Below are 25701 nucleotides of genomic sequence, written 5' to 3' on the forward strand. Positions count from 1 at the left end.
CCCCCTCATCCGGTTCAGGCCGATAACCCACCCAGTTTCACGAACAGGCGCTCAGGCCCGGAGTTGGTCAGATTGTTGCCGCGCACATACTGGATCGGCCTTGCCGGATCGAGCGCAATATCGCCGACCTTGCGGGCCAGGGCCTTCGTCGCGATCAGCGTCTCCAGCTTGGCGAGCGGCGCGCCAAGGCATTTGTGCATGCCGTTGCCGAAACCCAGATGGCCGCTGGAATCGCGGTCGATGTCGAACGTCTCGCCCTCGGCAAACTTGCGGCTGTCGCGGTTCGCGGCCGACAGCAGCAATCGCACCACCGCGCCCTTGGGCAGATCAACGCCCGCGACAGTGGTCGCCTCGGTGGTGATGCGGCTCACGCGCTGGACGGTGCCACGATAGCGCGCCACCTCCTCGACGAAACGGTCAGCGTCGGCGGGGTTTTCGCGGATACGTCCCAGCAGATCCGGCTGTTCGGCGAACATGCGAAAAGCGTTGGCGACAAGGATGGTCGTCGTGTCATGCCCGGCGATGAAGACGAAGGCGCAGAGCTCCTTCGCTTCCTTTTCCGAAAGCAGCCCGTCCTTCCACATGCGCGCGATATGCCCGCCGATCGACTGGCTGTCCGTGAGAGCGAGCCGCTCCATCGCTTCCTTCAGGTAAGCGAAGAAGGCCTGCGCGCTCTGCTCGTCGGTGCCCGTCCCAGGCGCATTGCGAGCGAGGCGCCCGAAGTAGCTGAAGGTCTCGTCCGACCAGAATTTCATCTTCTCCTCATCCTCGTTCGGCACGTCGATCATCGTGGAGATGGTCGAGATGCTGAGCGGGATGGCGAAATCGTTGACGACATCACCGCCGCCTTTGGCAATCATCGCGTCGAGGAGGTCTTCCGCCCTTTGCGCGATCTGATCGATAAAGGGATCGAGCGCCAGCGGCAGGAAGGACGGCTGGACGACCTTGCGTAAGCGCGAATGGTCGGGCGCATCGAACAGCGTCAGGAACGTCAGCGGTGGCGGGCTGACGACCTCGGAGGAAAACAGCTTAGGGTTGCGGATCGCCTGGTAGACATCGTCATAACGCGACAGGAACCACACGTCCGAAGTCGCCGACTGGCAACGCAGCACCGGCGCGTGCTCCCGCATCCAGCGGTAGTGCTCGTAAGGGTCGCCTTGCGAGCCGTCATCGACCACCTTGAACGGCTCCAGCCCCTCGGGCCAGTCCAGTTCGTGCGAATAGAGCGGAAGGGTCTTGGCCGTGAATGGGCAGATCTGCGGCGCGCTCTGCGGCACAGCAGACGGGAGAGAGGAGGGCGCTGCGGCCACGGGTGCCGCCATGGGTGCCGTTTTGCCCATCGCCATACGTTCCAGCGCCCGGCTCATCGTGGCCTTGGAATGGAGCGCATGGAGCGCAATCACGTCTCGCGCCTTGTTCAGGTCGCCCAGTTCGAAGGCGGCGACAATGTCCCGGTGCTGCTGGACGATATCGCCGACGATCTCGATCTGGTCGGTCAGCGCGCGAGCGATGTAGTCCTGCACGGCCAGTTGCCGGTAGAGCGCGATCAGCTGGGCGTTCCCGGAAGCCTCGATCGTGAATATGTGGAAGGCGTGATTTGCCTCGATGTAGCGTGCAACATCGGTAAAGCGCCGCCCGGACACGAACTGCGCCGTCGCCTCGGCGAGCTGGCGGAAGATGATTAACTGCTCGCTCGACAGCCGGCCCATGGTCAGCTGAGCCGCCCCCAGTTCGAGAGCCATGCGCAGGTCGAAGGCCTCATCGACATCAACAGGAGCGATGTGCTCCTCGCCGGTCTGAACCACCAGGCCAGTGCCGGCGAACTTTTCAAAATAGAAGTTGCGCGGCGTCAGCCCTTCGGACGAGAGAAAATCGCGCACCGCATCAACCATCGGCGGCGGGCCGCAGAGGTAGACATCCGCATCGCCATCGTTGAGCTGGGAGGCGATGATGTGGTGGGTGACATAGCCCTTGTTGGGATGGGCACTGTCGGGGCTGGAGACGGTGCAGGCATAGGTGAAGTTCGGCAGGCGCTGCGCATAGGTTTCGAGCCGGTCGATGCCAACCAGATCCTCATCGTTGTTCACGCCCAGGATCATGTGGATCGGATACTGACTGCCGCCGTCCTCGACGATCTTGTCCAGCATCGAGAGGAACGGCGCGAGGCCCGTGCCACCCGCGAGAAACAGCACCGGGCGCTCGATGGGGCGCAGGTAGAAGCTGCCCATCGGGCCGCGAAACTCGATTGGGTCTCCTGCTTTGGCGGTTTCGCAGAGCCAGGTCGACATCGCCCCTTGACGCACATTGCGCACAAGGAAGGACAAGTGCGGCTCGGACGGCCCCGAGCTGAAGGAGTAGGACCGTGTCTGATCGGTGCCGGGCACCCGGATGTTGACATACTGCCCAGGAAGGAAGCTGAGATCTGCGCGGTTCTCGAGCTCGACCGAGAAGACGATCGTGCTGTCCGACGCTCGTTGGCAGGCGACGATCCGTCCGCTGTGGGACGACGGGCCGGTACCCGAGACATCGGAGTTCGTGGCGATCTGGATCACGCAGTCGGAACGTGGGCTCATCTGGCAGGTGAGAACCTTGCGGGCGCTCGCCTCCTCCGGGCTAAGCGCATCTTCCACGCAGTCGCCCAGAACGTACTCGCCGGACTCGCAGACCGCCTTGCAGGTGCCACACACACCATCACGGCAATCGAGTGGAATATTGATCTTGGCGCGAATGGCGGCATCGGTGACGCGCTCGCCCTCCTCGCACTCGATGAAACGGGTCACTCCGTCCTCAAAACGGAGGGTTATCTGATGGGCCATGGCGTCTCCTCTAGAGCCGCCCGAACGTACCGCTCCGCTAGCGGTATGCCCGGGCTGGATGGCGCGCGAAGTAACTGTGTTACTCGCAAGCGCCCGGTGGGTTTAATGACGCCAATTTAGAGCCTGAGCCGCATTCCCCTCAATGGACAGAGACGACGTTAACCCGGACAAAACGTGCATTGTGATGAATGCCGGATGACCGTAGCAATCTGGACCTCACCCGCCTTGCGCGTCCATAAAGTACACATTGACCACATTGAATCCGCCGCGCTTCGGAGCGGATTGATCGCCACTGCTCTGTTCGCTGTGCGTGCCTCGCGGCCGAGTCGGGCTACGTCACAGCGTGATGCATTTCGAAGGTGCGCCGATCGATGGCGCGACGCCAACGTGAGCCACGACAACATAGGTAGGGCGGATTCGCCGAACCGGTTTGACCGTCTGCGACGAGCAGAACCGTCGCAGACGGAAAGCTCATCATTCAATGGCAGGCGCCAATTTCGCCTCTTCTGTTTCCAATCCTCGCGGATGCTTTGCGACGGCATAAACACCAAACGCCGAAATCAAGGCGGGAACGGCTAGCAAACTGAACACCGAGCCGAACGGCCAGCCCAATTCCATCAACGCCGCGCCGACCAGCGCACCCGCGACACCACCGATGCGCCCAACGCCCAGCATCCAGGCCACACCCGTCGCGCGTCCCTGAGTCGGGTAAAAGCTCGCGGCAAGGGCGGACATCGACGTCACAGCCGAGGTCACCATCGTCCCCGTCAGGAAGATCATCGTGCCAAGCCACAACCGGTGGCCAACGCCCTGCCCGACGAGCATCACCAGTACAGCCGATACGACATACGTGCACGCGATTACACGATTGGCCTTGAAGCGATCCATCAGCCAGCCGACACTCAGATTGCCGAGCACGCCGCCCAGCGGAAACAGCGACGTCATCAGCGCAGCGCTCTCGCCAGAGAAGCCAGTGTCCTTGAAGAGCGTCGGCAGCCAGTTGGTGAGCAGATAGTAGATCAACAGGCCCATGAAATACGCGAGCCACAGCATCAGCGTGCCGAAGCGCAAGCGCGGCGACAGAACCACGCGCAATGCCGAAGAACGGTTTTCCGACGCTGCTTCCGCCGTGATGAACCGCGCTTCGGTGAGGCTTGCGTCGCGTGCGATGCGCGAAAGAACGCGTGCGATGCGCGCGTCGCCACGCTTTCTCGTCACCATGAATTGCGCGGACTCCGGCAACAGCAACATAAGCATCAGCGTCAACACGATCGGTCCTGCGCCGCCTGCTACAAGCACGCTTTGCCAGCCGAAGTGCGGTATCAGCCATGCCGATGCGACTCCGCCAATCGCGAGACCGCACGAAAAACCGCAGAACATGGCATTCACGGCAACGGCACGAATACGCGCCGGCGCGTATTCGGACATCAACGTCACCGCGTTTGGCATCGCGGCACCGAGACCCAGCCCCGTCATGAAGCGCAATACGGTGAGCGATTCAATCGAACTCGCGTGCGCCGCTGCGAAACTCCACAACCCAAAGAAAAACACCGATAAAACCAGTACCGTCTTGCGTCCCACGCGATCGGCCATCGGCCCTGCGCCCAGTGCGCCGATGCCGAGACCGACGAGCGCAGCACTCATCACAGGTCCGAGCGCCGCGCGCGCGATGCCCCAGTCCTGCACCAGTGAAGGCGCGATGAAACCGACTGCGGCAGTGTCGAAGCCATCGGCCGCGACAACCAGGAAGCACAGGACGAGTATCGTCCATTGAAAAGGCGAAAAGCGTTGGCTGTCGATGAAGTGCTGTACATCGACGGTATGTTTCGGGTGATTCATTGTGCGTCTCCTTACCATGTCTCCGTGTCTTTTGTCGTGTGCTGCTGTGTATGTGTGTTCTAACGCAGCGCAGTGACGCTTCTCAAATCGACTCGCCGGATGATCTTGCTCTTCTGCACGACGTTTTTCTTAGTCATCCGAATCTCCATGTATTTATCGATCAACCCAGGCTTGGACGGCTCGATTCATGGAAAAAAGTATAGCCACGCAGTGCGCGACGGCATTGGACAAACGGCACGCATAGCAGGACAATCCGTACAGGTCAGCAGGAGACCGCATGAGGAAAATCCCTAACTATGATTTATACGGCGAATCCGCGCGGCCGGCCTGGTACGACGCATTCAATTTCGAGTGGATTCCTGAGCGCAGTCGTCCGAACGACTGGCATATCGCCGCGCATCGGCACGACGCGCTGCTGCAGGTTCTGTACATTCGCAGCGGCAGCGGGCATGTCGTGATCGAAAGCGAGAAGCACACGTTCTCGCCGCCGTGCGTAGTGGTTCTGCCTGCTCAAACCGTGCATGGTTTTGTGTTTTCGCCGGAAATCGACGGGCTGGTGATTACTGCCGCGCAACGCGCCCTGGAGTCACTTTCGAAAGCGCTATCGCCTGGGCTGCTGCCCGTGATTCAGCGCCCCGCCGTAATCCCCGTGAAGACGTCAGCGGGCAACGACACGCTGATGCCGCTCTTCACGCTGCTCGAACAGGAATACCGTGGCAATGCGCGCGGTCACATTGCGGCGGGCATGTCGCTGATGATTGCACTTTTCGTGCAAGTAGCAAGGTTGGGCGATGCGGCGGCGATGCCGGCGACGGGCGCTGTCGCCGATCGCCGCAGCGGTCAGGTCAGGCGTTTTCGCGAACTGGTCGCCGCGCATTTCCGCGAGCATCGGCCCGTCGAGTTCTATGCCGAAAAACTTGGCATCACGGCCGCGCAATTGAGCCGTATTTGCCGAGACGAACTCGGCCATTCGCCGATGTCGCTCGTCAACGAATATCTGATACGCGAGGCACAGCGCGATCTGGTCTATTCAGGTTTGACGATCAAACAGATCGCGCACGCGCTTGGCTTCGAAGATGCGGCGTATTTCAGCCGCTATTTCCGCAAGCAGACGGGCGCGACGCCCAAGGAATTCCAGGCCGCGGCGCACACCGATCTGTCATTGAGCTGAACGCACGTACCGCTTATACCGCGACGGCGCCCACATAGTTCTCCGCCATCGAAATCGCCGCGCTGCGTGACGTCGTCACATGTTCGAGTTCCGCGACTTGCAATTGCTGCTCGAATGGCGATGCATCGTCGAGACGGTGCATCATGCGCGTCATCCAGTACGAGAAATGCTCCGCGCGCCAGATGCGCTTGAGCGCCGTTTCGCTATAGCTGTCGAGCAGATCCGAGCGGTCTTCCTGATAGAACGCGCACAGTGCGTCCGATAGAACACGCACGTCGGAGACTGCCAGATTCAGGCCCTTTGCGCCCGTCGGCGGCACGATGTGCGCGGCGTCGCCGGCAAGAAACAGGCGGCCGTGCTGCATCGTCGTCGATACGAAACTGCGCATGCCGACGATGTTCTTCTGGAAGATCTTGCCTTCCACCACCTTGTGTCCATCGTCTGAATCGACACGTGCGTGCATTTCGGCCCAGATGCGGTCGTCGGACCAGTTGTCGACGGTGTCTTTCGGATCGCATTGAAAGTACATGCGCTGCACGTTCGGCGACCGCGTGCTGACCAGTGCGAAGCCTCGTTCGTGGCGCGCATAGATCAATTCATCTGCCGATGGCGGCGCTTCGACGAGAATGCCGAACCAGCCGAACGGATACACACGCTGATAATCGCGGCGCAGCGCTTCGGGAATGGCATTGCGCGAAATGCCCTGCGAGCCGTCGCATCCGATGATGAAGTCGCATTGCAGTTCGCGTGCTTCGCCTTGATGCCGATAACGAATGCTCGGCGTGCCGCTTTCGATATCGTGCAGCGATACATCCGACACTTCGAAATGCAGTGCGGCATTCGCGGCTACGCGCGCCGCAACCAGATCCTTGATGATTTCGTGCTGCGCGTAGACGGTAATCGACTTGCCCGTCAGGTCCGTGAGATCGACGCGGCGGCGCTTGCCTTCGAAAGCGAGTTCGAAGCCATGATGTAGCGCGCCCTCCGCTTTCATGCGCTCGCCGACGCCTGTTTCCGTGAGCAGATCCATCGTGCCCTGTTCGAGCACGCCTGCGCGTATCGTCGATTCGATCTGCTCGCGGCTGCGCGACTCGAGCACGACGGAGTCGATGCCCTGCAAATGGAGAAGATGAGAGAGAAGCAGTCCAGCAGGACCAGCGCCGACGATGCCGACTTGGGTACGCATGTGTGTGTCTCCTGAATGGGTGAATGCGTGTTTGATTTGGATCAAAGTGTGCCGGCCAGCCTTTTATCGAGCAACACAATATCTCGAATAAGCGATATCTTGATTCGCGATAATGGGTGGCGAGGGTCTTCCTTCAATCGAGACACGACGCTGCGATCCTCAAAGTACCTGAACAACGTGATCGAACAGGATCATCGTCACATCAGATCGCAGGTGAACGTGATGCCCGGTTTCAAACGATTCCGCAACGCGACCATCGTGATCTCAGGCACCATCTTTTCGCGCGCCGCTGAAATTTGCACCAGAGCCAGGATGACTAAGTGGCGGCCATGCCGTCATAGTCCCGCGCCGCCAACAGGTCGAGCAGCGACGAAGGGTCCGCGGGTTTGACGAGATAATGATCGACGCCTGCCTCCATGGCCCGCCGTACGTTCTCTTCCTGGCCATAGCCACTTAGCGCAATCATCAGGGCTCCTGGGCAAGCACTTTCCTGCCGCAGACGTCTCGCGAGCTCGTAGCCCGTCATGTCCGGGAGGCCGATGTCGAGCACAACCACATCCGGTCTCATGTCCGCGGCCGCGCGTAAGGCAGATTCACCGTCTATCGCGCAGTTGACGACGTATCCATGTATCGCCAGGAGCGCTTCCAGGCTTTCCGCGGAAGCAACGAGATCATCGACCACGAGAACACGCGTCGCCGCTTTCCGGTTAAGGTGCACGACAGGGGCAAGCGCGGGCGCGGTGCGCTCGGCCATGGTAGCCGGTAGCCGAACGGTGAACTCCGAACCTTTGCCGGGACCATCGCTTTTGCACTCGACGGACCCGCCGTGCAGTTCCGTCAAATGCCTGACGAGCGTCAGACCGATACCGAGTCCCCCCAATGACCGGTGCAATGAGGCGTCCGCTTGCGCAAAGAGATCGAACGCGTGCGGCAGAAACGCCGCGTCGATGCCCAGGCCATCGTCGGCGACGGTAATCGACGCGACGCCATCGGCAAAGCGCGTGGACAGCGAGATATGGCCGCCTTTCGGCGTGAACTTCGATGAATTGTTGAGCAGATTCGCGACGATCTGCGCGAGCCGGACGACATCGCCATCCACGACTACGTTGACAGCCTCCTCGTCGCAGATCAACGTCTGCGAACGGCGGATGAGGTGCGGGCGACTGGTCTCGACCGCCCGACCAATCACGATGGAAAGCGGCACAGGCGCCTTGCGCAGCGTGACCGTCCCCCTCGCGATTCGGGAAGCGTCGAGAAGGTCTTCGACAATGCGCGCCATGTGTTCAACCTGCGTGCCAACAATCTCACTCGCCCAATGCAGTACTTCTGCATCTCCCGGCTTTGCGCTGCGCAACACTGCGGCCGCGTTGGCGATGGGTGCGAGTGGATTGCGCAATTCATGTGCGAGCATCGCGAGAAATTCGTTCTTGCGTCTGTCGCCATCACGGAGCGCGGAGAATAGCAACGCATTCTCGAGCGCGATGGCAGCACGGCTGACGAACTCCTGGATCAACGTCACCTGCTCGGCCGGCACGGCTCCATCCGACGAACAGAGAACAATCGCGCCCCTCTGGCTGCCGGTCAGCAGCGGATATGCACTCACTTGCCGAACATCTTCGACAACGGATTCTTCTCCAACGCCTTCACTGACGCTCTCATCCACGGAGGGTTCGATATCCGGACTATCTTCGTACAGCAATCGATGCACAAAGCGGTTCACGCCGGGAAAGACGGGCGAAAGCGTACGGGACTGAAATGCGGCAAAATCCGGCGCGTTTGGCTCGTTCCGTCTTGCGGACCTCACGGTAACGTCAGCGGCAAACTCGCCGATGCCCTTGACTGCAACGAAGGCCATGTCGGCAAGTTCGCTGGATGCCAGTTCGGCGATGTGCTGCATCGTGGTGTCGATATCCAGCGACCGGGTCAGCACATGGCTCGCGGCCGCCAGAAAATCGGCGCATTGCCGCGCCCGCTCGGCCGCAGCCCTGCCCGTCTCGGCTCGCACGAACGCCTCGCGTTCTTCCGCGTGCACGAGAAGTTCCTGATGCATGCGGTGCATTTCCACGAAGACCTTGACTTTCGAGCGCAGAATTTCCGGGACGACGGGCGCTGAAATATAGTCGACTGCGCCGAGCGAATAGGCCCGCGTCATCTCCGACTCGTCGACATAGGCGGTCACGAAGATGATGGGCGTTCTGGCCGTGCGTCGATACGCGCGCAACAGCGACGCTGTTTCGAGACCATCCATGCCCGGCATCTTCACGTCGAGCAGAATAACCGCAAAGGTTCGCTCAAGCACCGTCTTCAACGCTTCGGGGCCCGATCCGACGGCAATCACGTTCTCGCCGAGTTCCTCGAGGATGGTGCGCATGACCACGTGCTGCTGCGGCAAATCATCCACCACGAGGATGTTGACAGGCTGCCGCGAGATGGCTGCGGCGTTGTCCATAGCTTTCTCCTAGCGGCGCAGCCACGCGTGAAGCACCGCAAGCAGATCTTCGCGTTTGACGGGTTTCGACAGATAGTCCCACGCGCCCGCTTCGATGCAACGTTCGCGATCTCCCTTCATGGCTTTCGCGGTCACTGCGATGATTGGCAGCGTGCGCCCGACCGGGCGCTCGCGGATTTTGCTCGTGGTGGCGAGACCATCCATTTCCGGCATCATGATGTCCATCAGGACAATGTCGATTTCAGGGTCCGCTTCCACGAGCCGGACCGCGTCGCTTCCGTTGTCTACCCAGACATGGCGCATCCCAATGTCCTCGAGCACACGCGCGAGCGCGAAGACGTTGCGCTGATCGTCATCCACGATCAGCGCCTTGCGCCCGTCAAGATCCGCGCTGGAGTCATGCAGACAGTTGATGATGTCGCGTGCCTGATCGGGCAGCCATTTCCGGTCGAGGTGCAGCGACGCCACGGTTATATCGAGCAGGCGGCTCATATCGGCAGCGACGAAAGCAGTGAAGCATTTCATATCGCAGGCCCATGGGCCGGCCGCTTTATCGGGGGCAAACACGATGAGCGGCAGAGGCGCGAAAAGCTCGCGGATCGCGAAAGCTGCTTTCATATGGTCGATGGCCGTTTCGAACAGTCCTGCGCCCGTCACGACAGCGCAAAGATCCTCATCGGTCAGTGCACCCATCAGTTGTTCACATGTCGCTGCAAAGACCGGCGCGATCTTCTCGCTTGAGACAAGCGCGACAAACCGTTCCCGCTCGGGTGAATCGGGCAGCGCGACGAGGAGCTTGCGCGGTGTGGCATCGGCATAACGAGCCAGCGTGCCCAATGCATTGTCCAGAATCTCACGCGACTGGATCGGCTTGGCAAGAAAGGCGAACGCGCCGGCTTGGAGCGCGTGCGCACGCGACTCGTCCGTCGAGATCACGCAGACGGGAACGTGACGCGTGGCCATATCGTTCTTGAGGTGGCCCAGAACACACCAGCCGTCCATATCCGGGAGAAACAGATCGAGCGCGATGATATTGGGCCTGAACCGATCGGCGAGCGTTAGCGCGGGCGCGCCCAGCGGGGTGACGAGCCCCTTGAACCCCCGCTCTCTCGCCACATCCAGCAGGAAATGCGCAGACGCGAGGTCGTTCTCGACGATCAGCAGCACGCGGTCCCCGGTCATGATGTTGAACCGGTCGTCGTCAGGCGTGCCAGCGAGATCGTGCGGGTCGCTGACGACGGTATCGATGGCCTCGTGTGCCGCAAGCGCTCCGGCCTCACTGACGGCGTCGCTGCTGAGTGCGGCCGCGGCATCGTCGCCGGAAACAGAAGCCGTCTTCCTCGCAACGCGGCCCATCTCGCCCGACAACGGCAGATAGAGCGTGAAAGTACTACCCTTGTTCGGCGAGCTGACGAGCCGCATTTCGCCACCCAGCAGTTTTGACAATTCGCGGCTGATTGCAAGGCCAAGACCCGTGCCGCCGTACTTGCGGCTCGTGCTGCCATCGGCCTGCTGGAATGCCTCGAAGACGATCTTCTGCTTGACGGCCGAAATGCCGATGCCCGTATCGGACACTGAGAACGCGATCACCTGCGCCGCGCGATTCAGTGCCTCGTTGTCAGCGGCCCAACCACCGAACGTTTCTTCGATCGACAGCGTGACATGTCCTCGATGCGTGAACTTGAACGCATTCGACAACAGGTTCCTGAGGATCTGCTGCAAGCGCTTGATGTCGGTGCGGATCGACACAGGCAGGCGTTTGCCGAGATGGATGACGAAATCGACGTTGCGTGACTCGGCGACGTGGCGGAACGTGCGCTCCAGATAAGATTTCAGGTCGGCCAGGCGATGTTCGGCAAAATCCATCACGACCGTACCCGACTCGATCTTTGAAAGGTCGAGAATGTCGTTGATCAGTGTTAGCAGTTCGTTGCCCGACGAGTGAATTGTGCGCGAGAAGTCGATCTGTTTCGCCGACAGGTTGCCTTCGGGATTCTTGCACAGCTGATCGGAGAGAATGAGCAGGCTGTTGAGCGGCGTGCGCAACTCGTGGGACATGTTGGCGAGAAATTCCGACTTGTACTTCGACGTCAATGCCAGCTGCTTCGCCTTTTCCTCGAGTGCCTGGCGTGCCTGCTCGACTTCTGCATTCTTGCGCTCGACTTCCTGATTCTGGTGCGCGAGAAGGCGTGCCTTTTGCTGCAACTCCTGATTAGTCTGCTGTGATTCCTCCTGCCGGCTCTGCAGTTCATGCGCAAGCGATTGCGACTGCGTGAGGAGAACTTCCGTCCGGGTGCTGGCCTGGATCGTATTGATGACAAGGCCGATGCTTTCCATCAACTGATCGAGGAACGCAAGATGAGTCGGATTGAAGCGCTCGGACGAAGCAAGCTCGATTACGCCTTTCACCTGCCCCTCAAACACAATCGGCAGTACCAGAACATTGTGCGGCACGATGCTGACCAGCCCGGATGCAGTGCGGATCGTATCGCTGGCCATTAGCTCCAGCAGGATCTTGCTGCGCTCCACTGCGCATTGACCGACGAGTCCTTCGCCCAACTGCACGCGTTTGCCGTGCGACAGACGGCCGCTCGATGCATAGCTCGCTATCAGCCGCAGCGACGCGGCATCATCGGCCGAATCCAGCACGAAGAACCCGGCTTGCTGCACGCCGACCACGGGCGCAAGCTCAGACAGGATCAACTGACCGACAGCGACCAGATCCTTCTGCCCCGGCAGCATGCGGCTGAACTTCGCGAGGTTCGTCTTGAGCCAGTCCTGTTCGGCATTGACCTGCGTCGTATCCTTCAGGTTACGGATCATCTCGTTGATCGTGTCCTTCAGGGCCGCGACCTCACCCAATGCCTCGACGGTGATCGACCGCGTGAGGTCGCCCTGCGTGACGGCCGTCGCGACTTCGTCGATGGCCCGCACCTGCGTCGTGAGATTCGCCGCAAGCTGGTTGACGTTTTCCGTCAGCCCCTTCCACGTCCCCGATGCGCCCGGCACCTTCGCCTGGCCGCCGAGCTTGCCCTCGACACCGACCTCGCGCGCCACGGTCGTCACCTGATCGGCGAACGTCGCGAGCGTATCCGTCATGCTGTTGATCGTGTCCGCGAGCGCCGCGATTTCGCCTTTCGCTTCCACCGTCAGCTTGCGCTCGAGGTCGCCGTTCGCGACGGCCGTCACCACCTTCGCGATGCCGCGCACCTGGCTCGTCAGGTTGCCCGCCATGAGGTTCACGTTGTCGGTCAGATCCTTCCACGTGCCCGCGACGCCCTGCACATAGGCCTGCCCACCGAGTTTGCCTCCCGTGCCGACCTCGTGCGCAACCCGTGTCACTTCGGATGCGAACGATCGCAACTGATCCACCATCGTATTGATGGTGTTCTTCAGTTCGAGCATTTCGCCCTCGACGTCGACGGTAATTTTCTTCGACAGGTCACCCGCTGCCACGGCCTTCGTCACATCAGCGATATTGCGCACCTGACTTGTGAGATTGCCCGCCATGAAGTTGACGTTGTCGGTGAGATCCTTCCACGTACCGGCGACACCCTGTACGTCTGCCTGCCCGCCGAGCTTGCCTTCCGTGCCCACTTCGCGCGCCACGCGCGTCACCTCGGATCGCCCGCCATGAAGTTGACGGTGTCGGTGAGATCCTTCCACGTACCGGCGGCACCCCGTACGTCCGCCTGCCCGCCGAGCTTGCCTTCCGTGCCGACCTCGCGCGCCACGCGCGTCACTTCGGACGCGAACGCGCGCAACTGGTCGACCATCGTATTAATGGTGTTCTTCAGTTCGAGGATTTCGCCCTTGACATCGACGGTGATGTTTTTCGAGAGGTCGCCGGCTGCCACGGCCTTCGTCACCCCGGCGACGTTACGCACCTGGCTCGTCAGATTGCCCGCCATGAAGTTGACGTTGTCGGTGAGATCCTTCCATGTCCCGGCGACACCCTCGACATCCGCCTGCCCGCCGAGCTTGCCTTCCGTGCCGACCTCGCGTGCCACGCGCGTCACTTCGGATGCGAACGAGCGCAACTGGTCGACCATCGTATTGATGGTGTTCTTCAGTTCGAGCATTTCGCCCTTCACGTCGACGGTGATGTTCTTCGAGAGGTCACCGGCTGCCACGGCATTCGTCACCCCGACGATGTTGCGCACCTGGCTCGTCAGATTGCCCGCCATGAAGTTGACGTTGTCGGTGAGATCCTTCCACGTACCGGCGACACCCCATACGTCTGCCTGCCCGCCGAGCTTGCCTTCCGTACCGACCTCGCGCGCCACGCGTGTCACTTCGGACGCGAACGCGCGCAACTGGTCGACCATCGTGTTGATGGTGTTCTTCAGTTCAAGAATCTCGCCTTCGACATCAGCAGTTATCTTCTTCGAGAGGTCGCCGGCTGCCACGGCTGTGGTCACGTCCGCGATATTGCGAACCTGTGCCGTCAGATTGCTGCCCATCGAATTGACCGAGTCGGTCAGGTCTTTCCATGTACCGGTGAGACCTTGCACGTCCGCCTGCCCGCCGAGCTTGCCTTCCGTGCCGACCTCGCGCGCCACGCGCGTCACCTCGGATGCAAACGAGCCGAGCTGATCGACCATCGTGTTGATCGTGTTCTTCAGTTCGAGAAGTTCGCCCTTGACATCGACGGTGATGTTTTTCGAGAGGTCGCCCGCTGCCACGGCCTTCGTCACCTCGGCGATGTTACGCACCTGGCTCGTCAGATTGCCCGCCATGAAGTTGACGTTGTCGGTGAGATCCTTCCATGTCCCGGCGACACCCTCGACATCCGCCTGCCCGCCGAGCTTGCCTTCCGTGCCCACTTCGCGCGCGACGCGCGTCACCTCGGATGCGAACGAGCGCAACTGGTCCACCATCGTGTTAACGGTGTTCTTCAGTTCGAGCATTTCGCCCTTGACGTCGACGGTGATCTTCTTCGAAAGATCGCCAGCCGCAACCGCCCTGGTCACCTCGGAGATGTTGCGTACCTGGCTCGTCAGATTGCCTGCCATCGAGTTGACCGAGTCGGTCAGATCCTTCCACGTGCCCGCCACGCCCTGCACGTCGGCCTGTCCACCGAGCTTGCCTTCAGTGCAGACCTCGCGTGCGACGCGCGTGACTTCGACAGCGAACGTACCGAGCTGCTCGACCATCGTGTTGACCGTCATGGCCGTGTGCAGGAATTCGCCCTGCAACGCCCGCCCATCGGCTTCGAGCGCCATGCTCTTCGAAAGATCACCTTGTGCAACTGCGCCGATGACTCGCGCCACTTCGCTCGTCGGATGAACAAGGTCTGCAATCAGCGAATTCACGGCGTCGACTGAGTCACCCCAGAAGCCGCGCGCATCAGGAAGTGCCGCGCGCTCCTTCAGTCGCCCCTCTTTGCCGACAACTTTGCTCAGCCGGCCGATTTCTTCCGAGATGCGGATGTTTAGCTCGACCACACCGGTAAAGACACTTGCCACCTTGCCGTATATGTCTGTCCAGTCCGCGGGCAACGACGCGGCTTCACCTTTCTGCAATGCAATCAGCGCGGAGAGCATCGCTCTCATGCACTCGCGTGCGATCGTCACGCTGTCGAAGAGCAGGTTCACGCGGGATGCGCTATCGAGCCATACGCCCGACAGGGAATCGCTCTCGATAGCGACTTCTCCCTTGATAAAGCCGCTGCCGGACAGATGTTTCGACATCTCGCCGAGGCCCTGTGCAATGCTCCTCGTCTGAGAGGCTAGCGTGTTGAACTCGGACGCCACCTGCGCCGCCTCACCAGACCAGCTATCGGGCAGACGATGCGATGTGTCGCCCCGGCGCAGCGCATTCAGAGCTGCGGCGATATGGGCGAATGGATCATCGGATTGCAGCGGTGACTCGACTTCGACCGTTTCCATGCGTTCCTCACCTGTCACAAGCAAGTGGCTTCTTATGGTTTTAATTCCCGCAAACGTTTTTGGTCTGTTAATGCCGAAACCGGGTCCGCGCTGACGACATCTCCGCGAGACGAGATCGCTTCCTTTGAAAGGAACAAATGTCCGTGGCAATAGGCATGCGCGTATGTGCGGCGCGGCCCCGGGTGTCGAGTCCTATGCCCCGAATCGCTTGACGCCCGGCGCAACGGCATCCCCTTCGGATGCGCAAGCAGGATGCCCGCACCGGCTATGTCTTCTTCGTGTCCGTACTGGACAGCCCTGGAATAGGCATTGCTCATTGCTTCCCGGCCGAAACCACCCTTGTTGAGCGCATGCCACGCGCGGAATCCCGACCCCTCGGCGCGCCGCCTCACTGGCAGGCCGCCCCGCCAGTGCCATGCGCAGGCGGGCGCGGCAGCACATCGCAGTCGGAAAGGCGCGGGCCAGCTTGCGCAGCCGCTAGTCGCACCGCGTGATGAAACAGGCGAGGCGATGGATCTCGACGCCTGCATCAAGACGGGCGACGCAGAAGAAATTGCGCAATTTGTTGAAAGTTCGTCCACGCAGAGCCAGCGGCGCAAAGGCGCGCCGTTTCAATCGGCCGTCTCGATGCTGAACTTCTATATCAACCAGACCGGCACAAACCTTCCCAGGCCGCGCCGCGACGTGCTCGAACAAGCCAGGCGCAAGCTGCGCAAAGCGTTCGGACGTGAGCCTTGCGCGCAGATACTGCGGTTGCTCGTCGTCGGTGGAATCTTCGTGGCTATGGGCACTGCGAGCTCGATGTTCGAGCGCCTGCCTTGCAGCGCCGCGATGTTCTTCTGGATGCCGGTTTCGCGCCCGGCCCCGTAGGCGCCGGAGTGCTCGCGCTCTCCATCGCCCGCGATGCTGGCATGCTGCACGTCCTCACGCAGGTCGCGCTGCCGGTGTCGCTGTTTGCGATCGGCTTGAGGCTGCGAATGCCGCATTCGACGCGTTGCGAAGTCGGCTGTATCGCGATAGTGGAATCAGGACAGGTAACCCCCCGCTACGATGAGGCTTACCTATATCATCAGTGAATAGAACTGTGCGGCACCTGTTCGATCGGTGTCGCCGTCTTTCCTGCGCACCGGGCGTTTGCATTTGTGAAATGCCTTTTCGAACAACGATACGAGCTTGATTACCCAGCGGCGCACGCTCGAGTGATCGACCTCGATACCCCGTTCGCCCATCACTTCTCCAGACTGCGCGGACTCAGCGAGTACGCCATGTACCAGCGCACACATAGCAGGACCATGTCCAGCGGATGCAGCCGCTCACCAACTTTGCCAATACCGGCGGGCAGCGTCCTCCGCGGTTTCTTCGTCTTTGCCATCATGCGTGTCGTACCTTTCGATTCGAAAGAATCTACTCGGGCTCGTTAACCCAACGGAACCGACGCGGGCAGAATGCGCAATTCGCGGCGTCAAAATTGCGTGACAACGGTGAAAGCGATTTCGACGGTTGCTTGTCAAACCGGCTTCGCGCGAGGACTTCTCCCAGGTATTGCGCCAGTAATGCACTAGTCCCGCTGTTCGTTCGGGAGCGTGCGCTGCGGCACGGAAGCGGCCGTCACCGGCGATTCGTTCCTGGCGGGCGTAAACGGACCGAAGAGCCGTACCCGTTCGTCCAGACAGCTAGCAACCACTTCTAATAGACGCTCAGTTGATACCGGCTTGCGAAGAAATACGTTCCATGGAGGCTCTGCCGGAAGAGGAAGCAACGCAGCCGACAACATCACGACTGGAATGCTATCGGTCGCGGGGCGTGACTTCAGCCACCGGCAGAATGCGACTCCATCGACGCGCGGCATTATCCAGTCCGTCACAATGAGGTCCGGTCGCTGCTGCATCGCCGTGGCAACGGCTATTTTCCCGTCGGGCGCACTTAGAACCCGATAGCCTTCTCCTTCAAGCACCGTCCGGAGCGCGAGGAGGAATTTTGTATCGTCGTCGACCAGCAGGATGACAAACACGGCACTGTTCCCTGGCTTCCTTCAACAGCTTCATTGAGCATTCCGTATTCCCTTTACTGAAATCCATCGGCGGACAAGGTAAGGCGGCGCAGCCCGAATATTTTTTGCCAGATAGCGTAAAAGGTACAAGGCGCACGCCATCCCGGTTTCATGCGCACCACTCTGGGTGCACACACGCACGAGCAGGCCCGACCTTTTGGCTACGTTATCGGTCGCGAACGTCCGACGGGTTCCTCTTTCTTCTGTTGCTCCTGCTTCCCGACTCGATGCCGGGAAGCAGGAGCCGTGTAAAGGGCGGCATCTGAAGCGGGATAACACCTGGTGCAATGGCCGCCGCTTGCTATCTCTTCAACGGCACGTGGGCCGAATATCTGAAGAATGCGAGTAACGGTCCACCTCGCCATCAGGTGGAAAAATGACTGGCACCGACTTCGTCACGTACGCGTCGAAGACTCGTCATCTGCCGGTGTGCGGGTGTTGTTCTTCTTTCGGTGCAGTGATGGTAGCCGGCGCGCGTTTCCATCTGCCGACAATAGGTACACGTCGCCTATAGAGCGCGTTGCGACGAGGCTTTATTGCGGAGACTGCACGTTGCGAGCGCCGCTTGCCCGCGAAGCGCAGGATTTCCGTATATGCGTCTGCCAACATCCGCAGGGCTCCGCAGGAGAATGCGAGAAAGAGCGCGCCGGCAATGACGGCGTAGGACGTAATGGCGGCAACAGCGAAGCTCGTGCTCGACTGGTTCTCGAGATGTACATACCAGACATCCGGCAGATGCACGAGCATCCAGCCAGCGCCTGCGGCAATCGCCGACCAGAGGAAAAATACCGCCACGCAAACAGAGATGTTGCCGACCAGGCAGAGCGCTCGCCAGGTGGCCGAAATGACCTTCATGATGTAACTCCAACGCGATAATAGTCCTGTCCAGGAATAGAAAGGCACTATCCGCCGCTTTACTGCGCTACGGCTGGAGTTACGTGTCTCTTGAGGAGGAAAAGAGACGCTCGAAACGCCACGCGGCCACCATCGAATTCGACGCGTCCTGACGGGGTACGGGAAAGCGGGTTTTCCGGGCACCCGCCGCAAAATCGAAGCCGCATGTGCCGTGCCCGGTGTTGCCGTGAACTCGCTGTGGCCAGAATCGCGATTGCCACTGCCGGCGTTCGAAACGAGATCGGTGGCGCAGATATGATTGCTGCGTGTCGCAAGCCGTGGATGATGAACACATCCGGGGCATCACGCTCCTCACGTGCCGCACAGATGAACTTTATTCATTGTGACCTACACGTCGCACGATGTTGCTGGCCCGGTGGGTGGAGGCCGCCATATAGCCGCGTTGCGGCGAGCAACCGGGCCAACTCCAGCGCGCGTCTATTCCGCTTTGAGTGATGCGTAGGGTGGCAACGGCCCCCGCGCGATGCGCCGGACGGAATTAGTCAATGCTGGCAATAGTCCTCTGGGATGGAGCGCAATCAGGTTTTATAAGTTCGTCACCACGTCCACGCAACAAATCGCGCTGGCGTGTCTGGCGATACCAATCTGGCCGCGATGCGGACGAGCCTTCGGACTTCGACTGGTTCGAGGCCTTCGAGCGGCCCAGTCAAAAGCCAACGAGCGCTCGACAATCAACCCGCGCGCGCGAGAAACAGCCGGATTTCGTCTGCGAGCCAGTCGCGCAATGCGCACACCTTGGGGTCGTCCCGGCTTCCGATGCGATAGACGAGGTCATGGCCGCGCTCGGCCTCGAGGCGAAACTGCGGGAACGGTGCAACCAGACGTCCGGCTGCAATGTCGTCCGCCACGATCACGCTGCGTCCCAGCGCCACGCCCTCGCCGCGAATCGCCGCCTCGATGGCCAGGCTCCCATGGCTGTACGCCGAACCGCGATCGCTACGCACGCTGCTCACCCCCGTCAGCGCGAACCATTGCTCCCAGTTGGCCAGCATGCCGTCCTCGTGCAGCAAGGTACAACCGGCAAGACTCGCCACAGAACACAATCCCCCCATTTTCTCCCGATAAGCAGGACTGCAAACGGGCGTCACGGTCTCCTCCAGAATCCGCTCGGCGAGGACACGCGGATAGCGGCCGCTCCCATAACGTATCGCCACGTCCACCTCTCTGTCGTTGAGATCGACATAGGTGTCGGTCACGTCGAGATGAACGTCGAGTTCCGGGTGCAGCGCCTTCAGCCTATGCAGCCGTGGCGCGAGCCACTTGTTCGCGAACGAAACGCTGGCGTTGATCTTCAGGCGCGCGACATTGTCATGTGCACGAAGCCGCTCGGCCTCCCTCGTCAGTTCTCCCAGCGCGCGAGTCACGACCAGCAGAAACTCCGCCCCGGCCTCCGTCAGGATGATCCGCCGGGTCAGGCGTTGAAACAGCGCGACGCCGAGATGGCCTTCGAGCGTCTTGATATGCCGGCTCACTGCGCCGTGCGTGACGTGCAGTTCCTCCGCCGCCAGCGTCATGCTCAATAGTCGCCCGGTTGCTTCGAAGGCGCGCAGCGTTTGCAGAGGGGGAAGCCGGTCGAACATAAATAGATATGCGTGAGTCTCACTCACGCATTATATGACGACAAATGGTTTGTCAGCCGGGGCGGCTGCCCCCAATATCTACACACAACGGCGGTGGGCGCGCCCTTTGTCTGGATGTGTCGGCTGGCGCGCGTCCGGGTGGGTGATTTCGTTGTCGTCGGAACCACGCTCGCTTTGTCCATGCCGTGGATTCGCCCCGCGCGCGGCATCAAAGCCGGCATCCTTTTCATTGTTCGCACATCATGAATCTTCTTGCTTTCAAGCTCATCGTTACGCCGCTGTTGCTGTTGGCTGCATCCATGGCCGTTCGCCGCTGGGGCGAGGCGATCGGCGGACTTCTGGTGGCGCTGCCGCTCACGTCGGGGCCGATCTCGGTTTTCCTGACACTCGAGCATGGATCTGCCTTCGCGGCGCAGGCTACGGCGGGGTCACTAGTCGCGACGGCTGCGCAAGCCGCGTTTTGCCTCGTCTATTGCAGACTGGCGGCCCAGGGATGGCCTGTGGCCCTCGCCGGCGCTTGCGCGACGTTTTCCATCGTAGCGGGCCTTTTACAGCACGTCGCGCTACCGGAAACGGGCCTCTTTCTTGTCGCCGTCCTGGCCGCGATGCTTGCGCTCAACGTTATCCCCAACACGGCAGCCAAAACGGACAGGCTCGATGCGCCGTGGTGGGATTTGCCGATGCGCATGGCGCTCATTGCCGGCCTCGTCGTCAGCGTGACGTTGACTGCGCCTTACGTCGGCCCTGAAGCGAGCGGCGTGCTCGCGTCGTTCCCGTTCATGGGGATCATTCTTGCCGTTTTCAGTCACCGCATGATCGGCCATGCAGCCGCGCAGCAAGTGTTGCGCGGCATGGTGGCGGGACTTCTCGCCTTTGCCGCGTTTTTCTATGTGCTAGGCCTGACGCTGACGCGGTTCAATCTGCTTGCCGCTTACGGTGGCGCGATTTTCTGCACGCTCGCGATACAAGCCGTTTCCCTGTACCGGATGCGCGTTCCGGCCGCCGTGCCTACGGAGTCGGCTCAAGCGCGTTGAATACCGATGCTCATGCATAAGCGCACCGCACGATAACAGGCGGAGTCGGTCGCAACACGCCGCAAGAGCGCACGAGGCCTTTGCGGACGCAGTGATCCAGTTGCCAGCTATCAGAGCAGTTGCGTCTCACGCCCTGAGGAGACACGGCTGATTGTTTCGACTCTGCATTTCGCCCTCGTGCGGCAGGGCCGCGCTCGCACGTTCTTCGAGCCGTCTGAAGTCGACTGGCAAGCTCGGCTTAACGCCACGCAGACCGTTGAAATAGATTTCATTCTGGTAGTCACCGAATTGATTCATCGTCGCCTTGTACGTGCGTGTGATGCACTGCCGTCGCACACGATGACAACAGGCCCATGAGGATTCAGGTCTTGCCGCAGACGGGCCGCGACGACCTTGTCGTTCCTGACGGGCGGAAACGCGTACTTGCTTCCGCCCGTGACCCTCTGAATATCTTTGCGAGAATATTCTTTTCCGATTTCGAACATGGTTGTTGACTCCAGGGTATGGCGTTACGCAGCTTCGCTGCAACACCACCCCGAAGATCCTGGCGAGCCCCTTCTAAAAGCGGTGTAAAGACAGAAGGGTGGCAGGTAAACGCGCCATGTCGATCGCTGCAATTTTTCGCGCACAGGCGCTTTTTTTACGCCAACTTTATTCGCGTGGAGCTAGGCTAGGTCCATCTCGACTACATTGAAGCGGGTAAATCAACGATATGGGCTTCGCTCAAGTTCTCACCCGACACGACACCGTCCCGGACATCCAACCGCGATCGCGCTCCAACGTCGTTCCTCTGCGCGCCCCGCGCGTGCAACTCGAAGTTCTTCTCACCGGCACGCGACCCGACAGGCAACGCGCCAATCTCGCAACGCTGTTCCATTCCCCACTCGGCGTCTACGTCTCGCATACCGATGTATCGCGCGACAACGTGTGCGTGCATTTCAACATTGCACCCGAAGACCTCGACTTCACTCTCCACTCGCTGATCACGACATTGTCCGAAGCGACGATCGGCCGCATCACGCGCCGTGACATGCGCAAGGAGGGCTGACATGTATTCGGGGATCTGGCTTCCGCTCGTCACGCCGTTCCGGTCGGGCGAGGTCGATGTGGAAGCGCTTCAGACGCTCACCGAGCACTACGCGCGCACAGGTATCGCCGGCATCGTCGCGCTCGGCACGACAGGCGAAGGCGCGCTTCTCTCAGAGATCGAGCGCGTGACGGTCCTGCAATCGATCGGCGATGTCGTCGCTGGCCGGTTGCCCGTACTCGTCGGCATCGGCGGCTCCGATACCCGCGAGTTCGTGCGAGAAATCCAGCGCTTCGATCGTTGGGACGTGGCAGGCTTTCTCGTCTCCGCGCCCGCGTATGTCTGCCCGGATCAGCTGGGCATCGCCCAGCATTTCGAGCGGATTGCGCGCGCAACCGGGCGGCCCATCGTGCTCTACGACGTGCCTCACCGAACGGGCGTATCGATCGAGCCCGATACGGTTCGCCGGCTCGCGGAATGCGACAACATCGTGGCCATCAAGGCATGCGCGAGCCGTCACTTCGACGCGCTTTGCGATCTGCCCATCAACGTGCTGTGCGGTACGGACGAAGCTTTCGTCGACTGTCTCGCGGCGGGCGGGCACGGCGGCATTCTTGCGAGCGCGCACGTGTGCGCGGATCTGCTCATCGAAGTGCAATCGCTGATGCAGGCGGGCGACGTGGACACGGCACGCCGCATCTTCAGCCGCCTCAAGCCCGTGATCAAGCTGTTGTTCGCTGCACCCAATCCATCGGCGATCAAGGCGATGCTGTCTCTCGAAGGCCGTATCTCCGACGAAGTGCGGATGCCGCTCACGCCGGCCTCAGCCGAACTGGTTGCACAACTGGGAGAAACGTTCTCCGTGCTGCAAGACCTGCGAGCGGAGGTCGCAGCAGCCGTGCAATAGGTTCGATCGACATCACGCTGCGCGCGCCGGAGCCGGATGCTTCGGATGACGACGCAGCGTTCCGTCGAACGCGCGAGCGATGGCGTGGTTAGCGCGCCGTCGCAATCCTGTGCGCGACCGACGGGCGCCATACAGATATGTGAACAAACCCTGGTATGTGGGTTTGCGATCAGCCCCGGCATCCCGGATTGCGCTCGTCGAGCAGGCCATCGCGCCCGTCGAGCAGATAGCGCGCGCGTTCGATGCCTGCACGAAGCGCTTCGGCGCGGGTCGCCCAATACGGGACTGCGCTCCCTGGCGCGTCGAGTTCCACGCGTCGTCCGTCGCGTTCGACATCGATAGCGGGCAGCCAGTTCTCACCGTCCCGGCTCGTCGCGCCGACCGTCACCGTATAGCCGTGGTACTCGTGCCATTGATCGTCCGCTGAACTCGTGGATGGGTTCATGAGTCACCTCATTTGAAACGAGAGCCTGCAATCGGCGAGCAAGCGGTGTGCCCCTTGAAAACGTGTCGCGACACTAAGGGTTTGTTAAGGAAACATCGTTAGCCTGTCGCCTTGCGACGCTGGCAGCCCGCCGATTTACGCATTGGTTCGACGGCAATCGCCGACAGGCAGCGAACGGCTCCAGCGGTTTATCAATCACCATGTCTCAACTGAATGTCACGCTAAAGCCATGGAAAAAGCTAACAACGCCATAGTCAAGGTTCCCGAAGTCACACTAGCTTTCTGGATCATCAAGATCGCCGCAACCACGCTCGGCGAAACGGGCGGAGATGCCGTCTCGATGTCGATGAATCTGGGTTATCTGATCGGCACGATCATCTTCGCCGCGGTATTTCTCGTAGCCGTCGTTGCGCAGATGAGATCGGAGCGCTTCAGCCCCGCACTGTATTGGGTCACGATAATCGCGACCACAACAGTCGGCACGACGCTCGCCGATTTCGTCGATCGATCGCTCGGCATCGGTTATGCGGGAGGCAGCGCGCTGCTCGTGTTCCTGCTGCTCACATCGCTGTTTATCTGGTATCGCGCAATGGGCTCGGTGTCCGTCACGACGGTATCGTCGAGCAAGGCCGAAGTGTTCTACTGGGTCACAATCATGTTTTCGCAGACGCTCGGCACTGCGCTCGGAGACTGGACGGCCGACACGGCGGGCCTCGGCTATTCCGGCGCCGCACTGATCTTCGGCGGATTGCTGCTCGCGCTCGTCATTGCGTATTACGCAACGGAGATTCCGCGAACGCTGCTCTTCTGGGCCGCGTTCATCCTGACCCGGCCGCTCGGCGCCGTGGTCGGCGACTTCCTCGACAAGCCGATCGCCAACGGCGGTCTTGCAATGAGCCGGTATAACGCGTCGATTGCGCTCGTCGCGTTCATTCTGGTCTGCGGGTCCGTGTTCAGGCAACGGCCCGCCGAGGCATCGCACTAGCTGGCAATTCATCGCGCGACGCGACGTTCGTCACGCCGCGCGATGGGTAACGCGTCATCGCTGCCGATGCTCGATGCGATTCACTCGGCGAACAGATCCGGCCCGAACACCTCGTAGTGAATCTTCGATTCGTGGATGTCCATGCTCTTCAGCTTGTCGTGCTGCATGCGCATGAACGGAATCGGCCCGCAGATGTAGTAGTCGGCGTCGGGCAGCATGACTTCGCTTGCAATCCGGTCGAGCTCGATGAAGCCGGAATGGTCGTAGTCCCGTCCCTGCACGTCGGCGGGCAACGGCGAATCGTAGAAGATGATCGCGCGGAAATTCGAATGCGTCGCGGCCGTCTGCTTCAGGCGGTCCCGCATCGCATGGACGGCGCTGTTGCGCGCGCCGTGCACGAACACGACCCGGCGCCCTGGGTCCTGGATCGCGCGCTTGAGCATGCTGATCATCGGCGTGAGACCGACGCCGCCGCTGATCAGCACGATCGGCGTCTTCGCATCGACGTCGATATGAAAGCTGCCGTAGGGCGCGGCGAGTTGCAGTTCGTCGCCCACCTTCACATGCTCGTGCAGCAGCGACGACACGTAGCCCTCGCGCCGTTGCGCGTCGCCTGCTTCGCGCTTGACGGTGATCCGGTAAGACTTGCCATTGGGCATATCGGACAGACTGTACTGGCGAATCTGCTGCAGGCCCAGCGCGGGGACGCGCACCGCGACGCTCGTGTACTGGCCCGGCTCGAAGTTGACGACAGGCTTGCCGTCGGTGGGCTCGAGCACGAATGACGTGATGACGCTGCTTTCGGGGCGCTTCTCCTTCACGACGAACGTGCGCCAGCCAGTCCAGCCGCCCAGCTGCGCGCCTGTCTCTTCGCGCAATTCGCTTTCCATGCCCATCAGCACATCCGCGAGATTGCCGTACGCCTGCGCCCACGCCGAAATGATCTCGTCGGTGGCCGCGTCGCCGAGCACGTCCTTGATCGCGCCGAGCAGATGCTCGCCGACGATCGGATAGTGTTCCGGACGCACATCGAGGCTCGCGTGCTTGTTCGCAATGTTCCTCAGCACGGCCGACAGGCTGCCCGGGTCTTCGATATTTTCCGCATACGCATAGACGGCGCGCGCGAGCGCCTGCTGCTGTTGCCCCTGCTCCTGATGCGCCATGTTGAACACGTTCTTCAACTCGGGATGCGCGTCGAACAGCCTCGTATAGAAGCGCTGGATGATCGGGTATCCATGTTCGGCGAGCACGGGAGCCGTGGCCTTGACAATGTCCTTCGTACGCTGCGTGAGCATCGTTCCCTCCATTTGTGGTGGTGACATTGCATCGCGCGTGCGCCGCATACGGGATGCCTCGCTCGCGCTGGCTTTGCCGCCTTCTCGTTGAATGAGGTCGCTAACGTGGGC

Annotated in this window: 17 protein-coding genes and 3 pseudogenes; 8 read left to right on the forward strand and 12 right to left on the reverse strand. The window is 60.9% G+C overall.

The annotated features are described in order from the left end of the window. Positions 1–14: 14 nt before the first annotated feature. Positions 15–2816 carry a benzoate 1,2-dioxygenase electron transfer component BenC gene (benC, locus tag BN2476_RS02170; protein ID WP_087732521.1) on the reverse strand — a complete coding sequence of 934 codons (2802 nt, stop codon included), beginning with the start codon at positions 2814–2816 and terminating at the stop codon, positions 15–17. A gap of 474 nt (positions 2817–3290) precedes the next feature. Continuing rightward, a complete protein-coding gene (locus tag BN2476_RS02175) occupies positions 3291–4655 on the reverse strand; it encodes an MFS transporter (RefSeq protein ID WP_087732522.1) in 1365 nt (454 codons plus the stop codon). A gap of 277 nt (positions 4656–4932) precedes the next feature. On the opposite strand from BN2476_RS02175, the gene BN2476_RS02180 reads away from it, so the two are divergent. After that, complete coding sequence (locus tag BN2476_RS02180; RefSeq protein ID WP_087732523.1) at positions 4933–5826, forward strand: helix-turn-helix domain-containing protein; 894 nt, start codon at positions 4933–4935, stop codon at positions 5824–5826. Positions 5827–5839: 13 nt separating this feature from the next. Here BN2476_RS02180 and BN2476_RS02185 read toward each other — a convergent pair whose 3' ends face one another. Next, entirely contained in the window at positions 5840–7012 is a 1173-nt protein-coding gene (locus BN2476_RS02185) for a 4-hydroxybenzoate 3-monooxygenase (protein ID WP_087732524.1), read from the reverse strand. Positions 7013–7153: 141 nt separating this feature from the next. Between BN2476_RS02185 and BN2476_RS47920 the strand changes: the two are divergent. Next, positions 7154–7402, forward strand: a pseudogene (locus BN2476_RS47920) (DDE-type integrase/transposase/recombinase); the annotation flags it as partial. Here BN2476_RS47920 and BN2476_RS02195 read toward each other — a convergent pair. Genes BN2476_RS02195 through BN2476_RS49450 form a run of 3 tightly spaced genes read right to left on the reverse strand, consistent with a single transcriptional unit; the run spans position 7329 to position 15007 of the window. Further along, complete coding sequence (locus BN2476_RS02195; protein WP_087732525.1) at positions 7329–9461, reverse strand: response regulator; 2133 nt, start codon at positions 9459–9461, stop codon at positions 7329–7331. The pseudogene BN2476_RS47920 and the gene BN2476_RS02195 overlap by 74 nt on opposite strands. Positions 9462–9470: 9 nt before the next feature. After that, the gene (locus BN2476_RS49445; RefSeq protein ID WP_328590269.1) at positions 9471–13070 is read right to left on the reverse strand and encodes a hybrid sensor histidine kinase/response regulator; all 3600 of its coding nucleotides are present in this window, start codon (positions 13068–13070) and stop codon (positions 9471–9473) included. Between the two features lie 5 nt (positions 13071–13075). Next, positions 13076–15007, reverse strand: a complete 1932-nt coding sequence (locus tag BN2476_RS49450) for a HAMP domain-containing protein (protein ID WP_438942852.1) — start codon at positions 15005–15007, stop codon at positions 13076–13078. A gap of 684 nt (positions 15008–15691) precedes the next feature. Here BN2476_RS49450 and BN2476_RS02205 point away from each other — a divergent pair. Further along, a pseudogene (locus BN2476_RS02205) lies at positions 15692–16087 on the forward strand (DUF3175 domain-containing protein); the annotation flags it as partial. A 143-nt stretch (positions 16088–16230) separates the two neighbouring features. Next, the gene (locus BN2476_RS46340) at positions 16231–16428 is read left to right on the forward strand and encodes a hypothetical protein (RefSeq protein ID WP_087732527.1); all 198 of its coding nucleotides are present in this window, start codon (positions 16231–16233) and stop codon (positions 16426–16428) included. A gap of 48 nt (positions 16429–16476) precedes the next feature. On the opposite strand, the pseudogene BN2476_RS47130 reads toward BN2476_RS46340, so the two are convergent. The 4 genes and pseudogenes from BN2476_RS47130 to gcvA all read right to left on the reverse strand — a co-directional run. Continuing rightward, positions 16477–16727, reverse strand: a pseudogene (locus BN2476_RS47130) (IS6 family transposase); the annotation flags it as partial. Positions 16728–16910: 183 nt separating this feature from the next. Further along, positions 16911–17363, reverse strand: coding sequence for a response regulator (locus BN2476_RS02220; RefSeq protein ID WP_087732528.1), 453 nt, complete (start codon positions 17361–17363; stop codon positions 16911–16913). Between the two features lie 456 nt (positions 17364–17819). Continuing rightward, positions 17820–18257: a hypothetical protein gene (locus BN2476_RS02225; RefSeq protein WP_087732529.1), complete on the reverse strand. Its 438-nt coding sequence runs from the start codon at positions 18255–18257 to the stop codon at positions 17820–17822. A 731-nt stretch (positions 18258–18988) separates the two neighbouring features. After that, positions 18989–19897 carry a transcriptional regulator GcvA gene (gcvA, locus tag BN2476_RS02230; protein ID WP_087732530.1) on the reverse strand — a complete coding sequence of 303 codons (909 nt, stop codon included), beginning with the start codon at positions 19895–19897 and terminating at the stop codon, positions 18989–18991. Positions 19898–20139: 242 nt separating this feature from the next. On the opposite strand from gcvA, the gene BN2476_RS02235 reads away from it, so the two are divergent. From BN2476_RS02235 to dapA, 3 genes are all read left to right on the forward strand, one after another. Then, a complete protein-coding gene (locus tag BN2476_RS02235; RefSeq protein WP_087732531.1) occupies positions 20140–20931 on the forward strand; it encodes a hypothetical protein in 792 nt (263 codons plus the stop codon). An 805-nt stretch (positions 20932–21736) separates the two neighbouring features. Further along, the gene (locus tag BN2476_RS02245) at positions 21737–21979 is read left to right on the forward strand and encodes a hypothetical protein (protein ID WP_235850668.1); all 243 of its coding nucleotides are present in this window, start codon (positions 21737–21739) and stop codon (positions 21977–21979) included. 1 nt (position 21980) lies between these two features. Continuing rightward, positions 21981–22865: a 4-hydroxy-tetrahydrodipicolinate synthase gene (dapA, locus tag BN2476_RS02250; RefSeq protein ID WP_087732534.1), complete on the forward strand. Its 885-nt coding sequence runs from the start codon at positions 21981–21983 to the stop codon at positions 22863–22865. A gap of 169 nt (positions 22866–23034) precedes the next feature. Here dapA and BN2476_RS02255 read toward each other — a convergent pair whose 3' ends face one another. Further along, complete coding sequence (locus BN2476_RS02255) at positions 23035–23310, reverse strand: DUF6566 family protein (protein WP_087732535.1); 276 nt, start codon at positions 23308–23310, stop codon at positions 23035–23037. Between the two features lie 229 nt (positions 23311–23539). Here BN2476_RS02255 and BN2476_RS02260 point away from each other — a divergent pair, with 229 nt between their 5' ends. Continuing rightward, positions 23540–24295 carry a COG4705 family protein gene (locus BN2476_RS02260; RefSeq protein ID WP_087732536.1) on the forward strand — a complete coding sequence of 252 codons (756 nt, stop codon included), beginning with the start codon at positions 23540–23542 and terminating at the stop codon, positions 24293–24295. Between the two features lie 80 nt (positions 24296–24375). Here the strand turns inward: BN2476_RS02260 and hmpA are convergent, their stop codons facing one another. Continuing rightward, a complete protein-coding gene (hmpA, locus tag BN2476_RS02265; RefSeq protein WP_087732559.1) occupies positions 24376–25590 on the reverse strand; it encodes an NO-inducible flavohemoprotein in 1215 nt (404 codons plus the stop codon). Positions 25591–25701 lie beyond the last annotated feature (111 nt).

Origin of the sequence: Paraburkholderia piptadeniae, assembly GCF_900007165.1 — a bacterium.
In the GTDB taxonomy this organism is placed as follows: domain Bacteria; phylum Pseudomonadota; class Gammaproteobacteria; order Burkholderiales; family Burkholderiaceae; genus Paraburkholderia; species Paraburkholderia piptadeniae.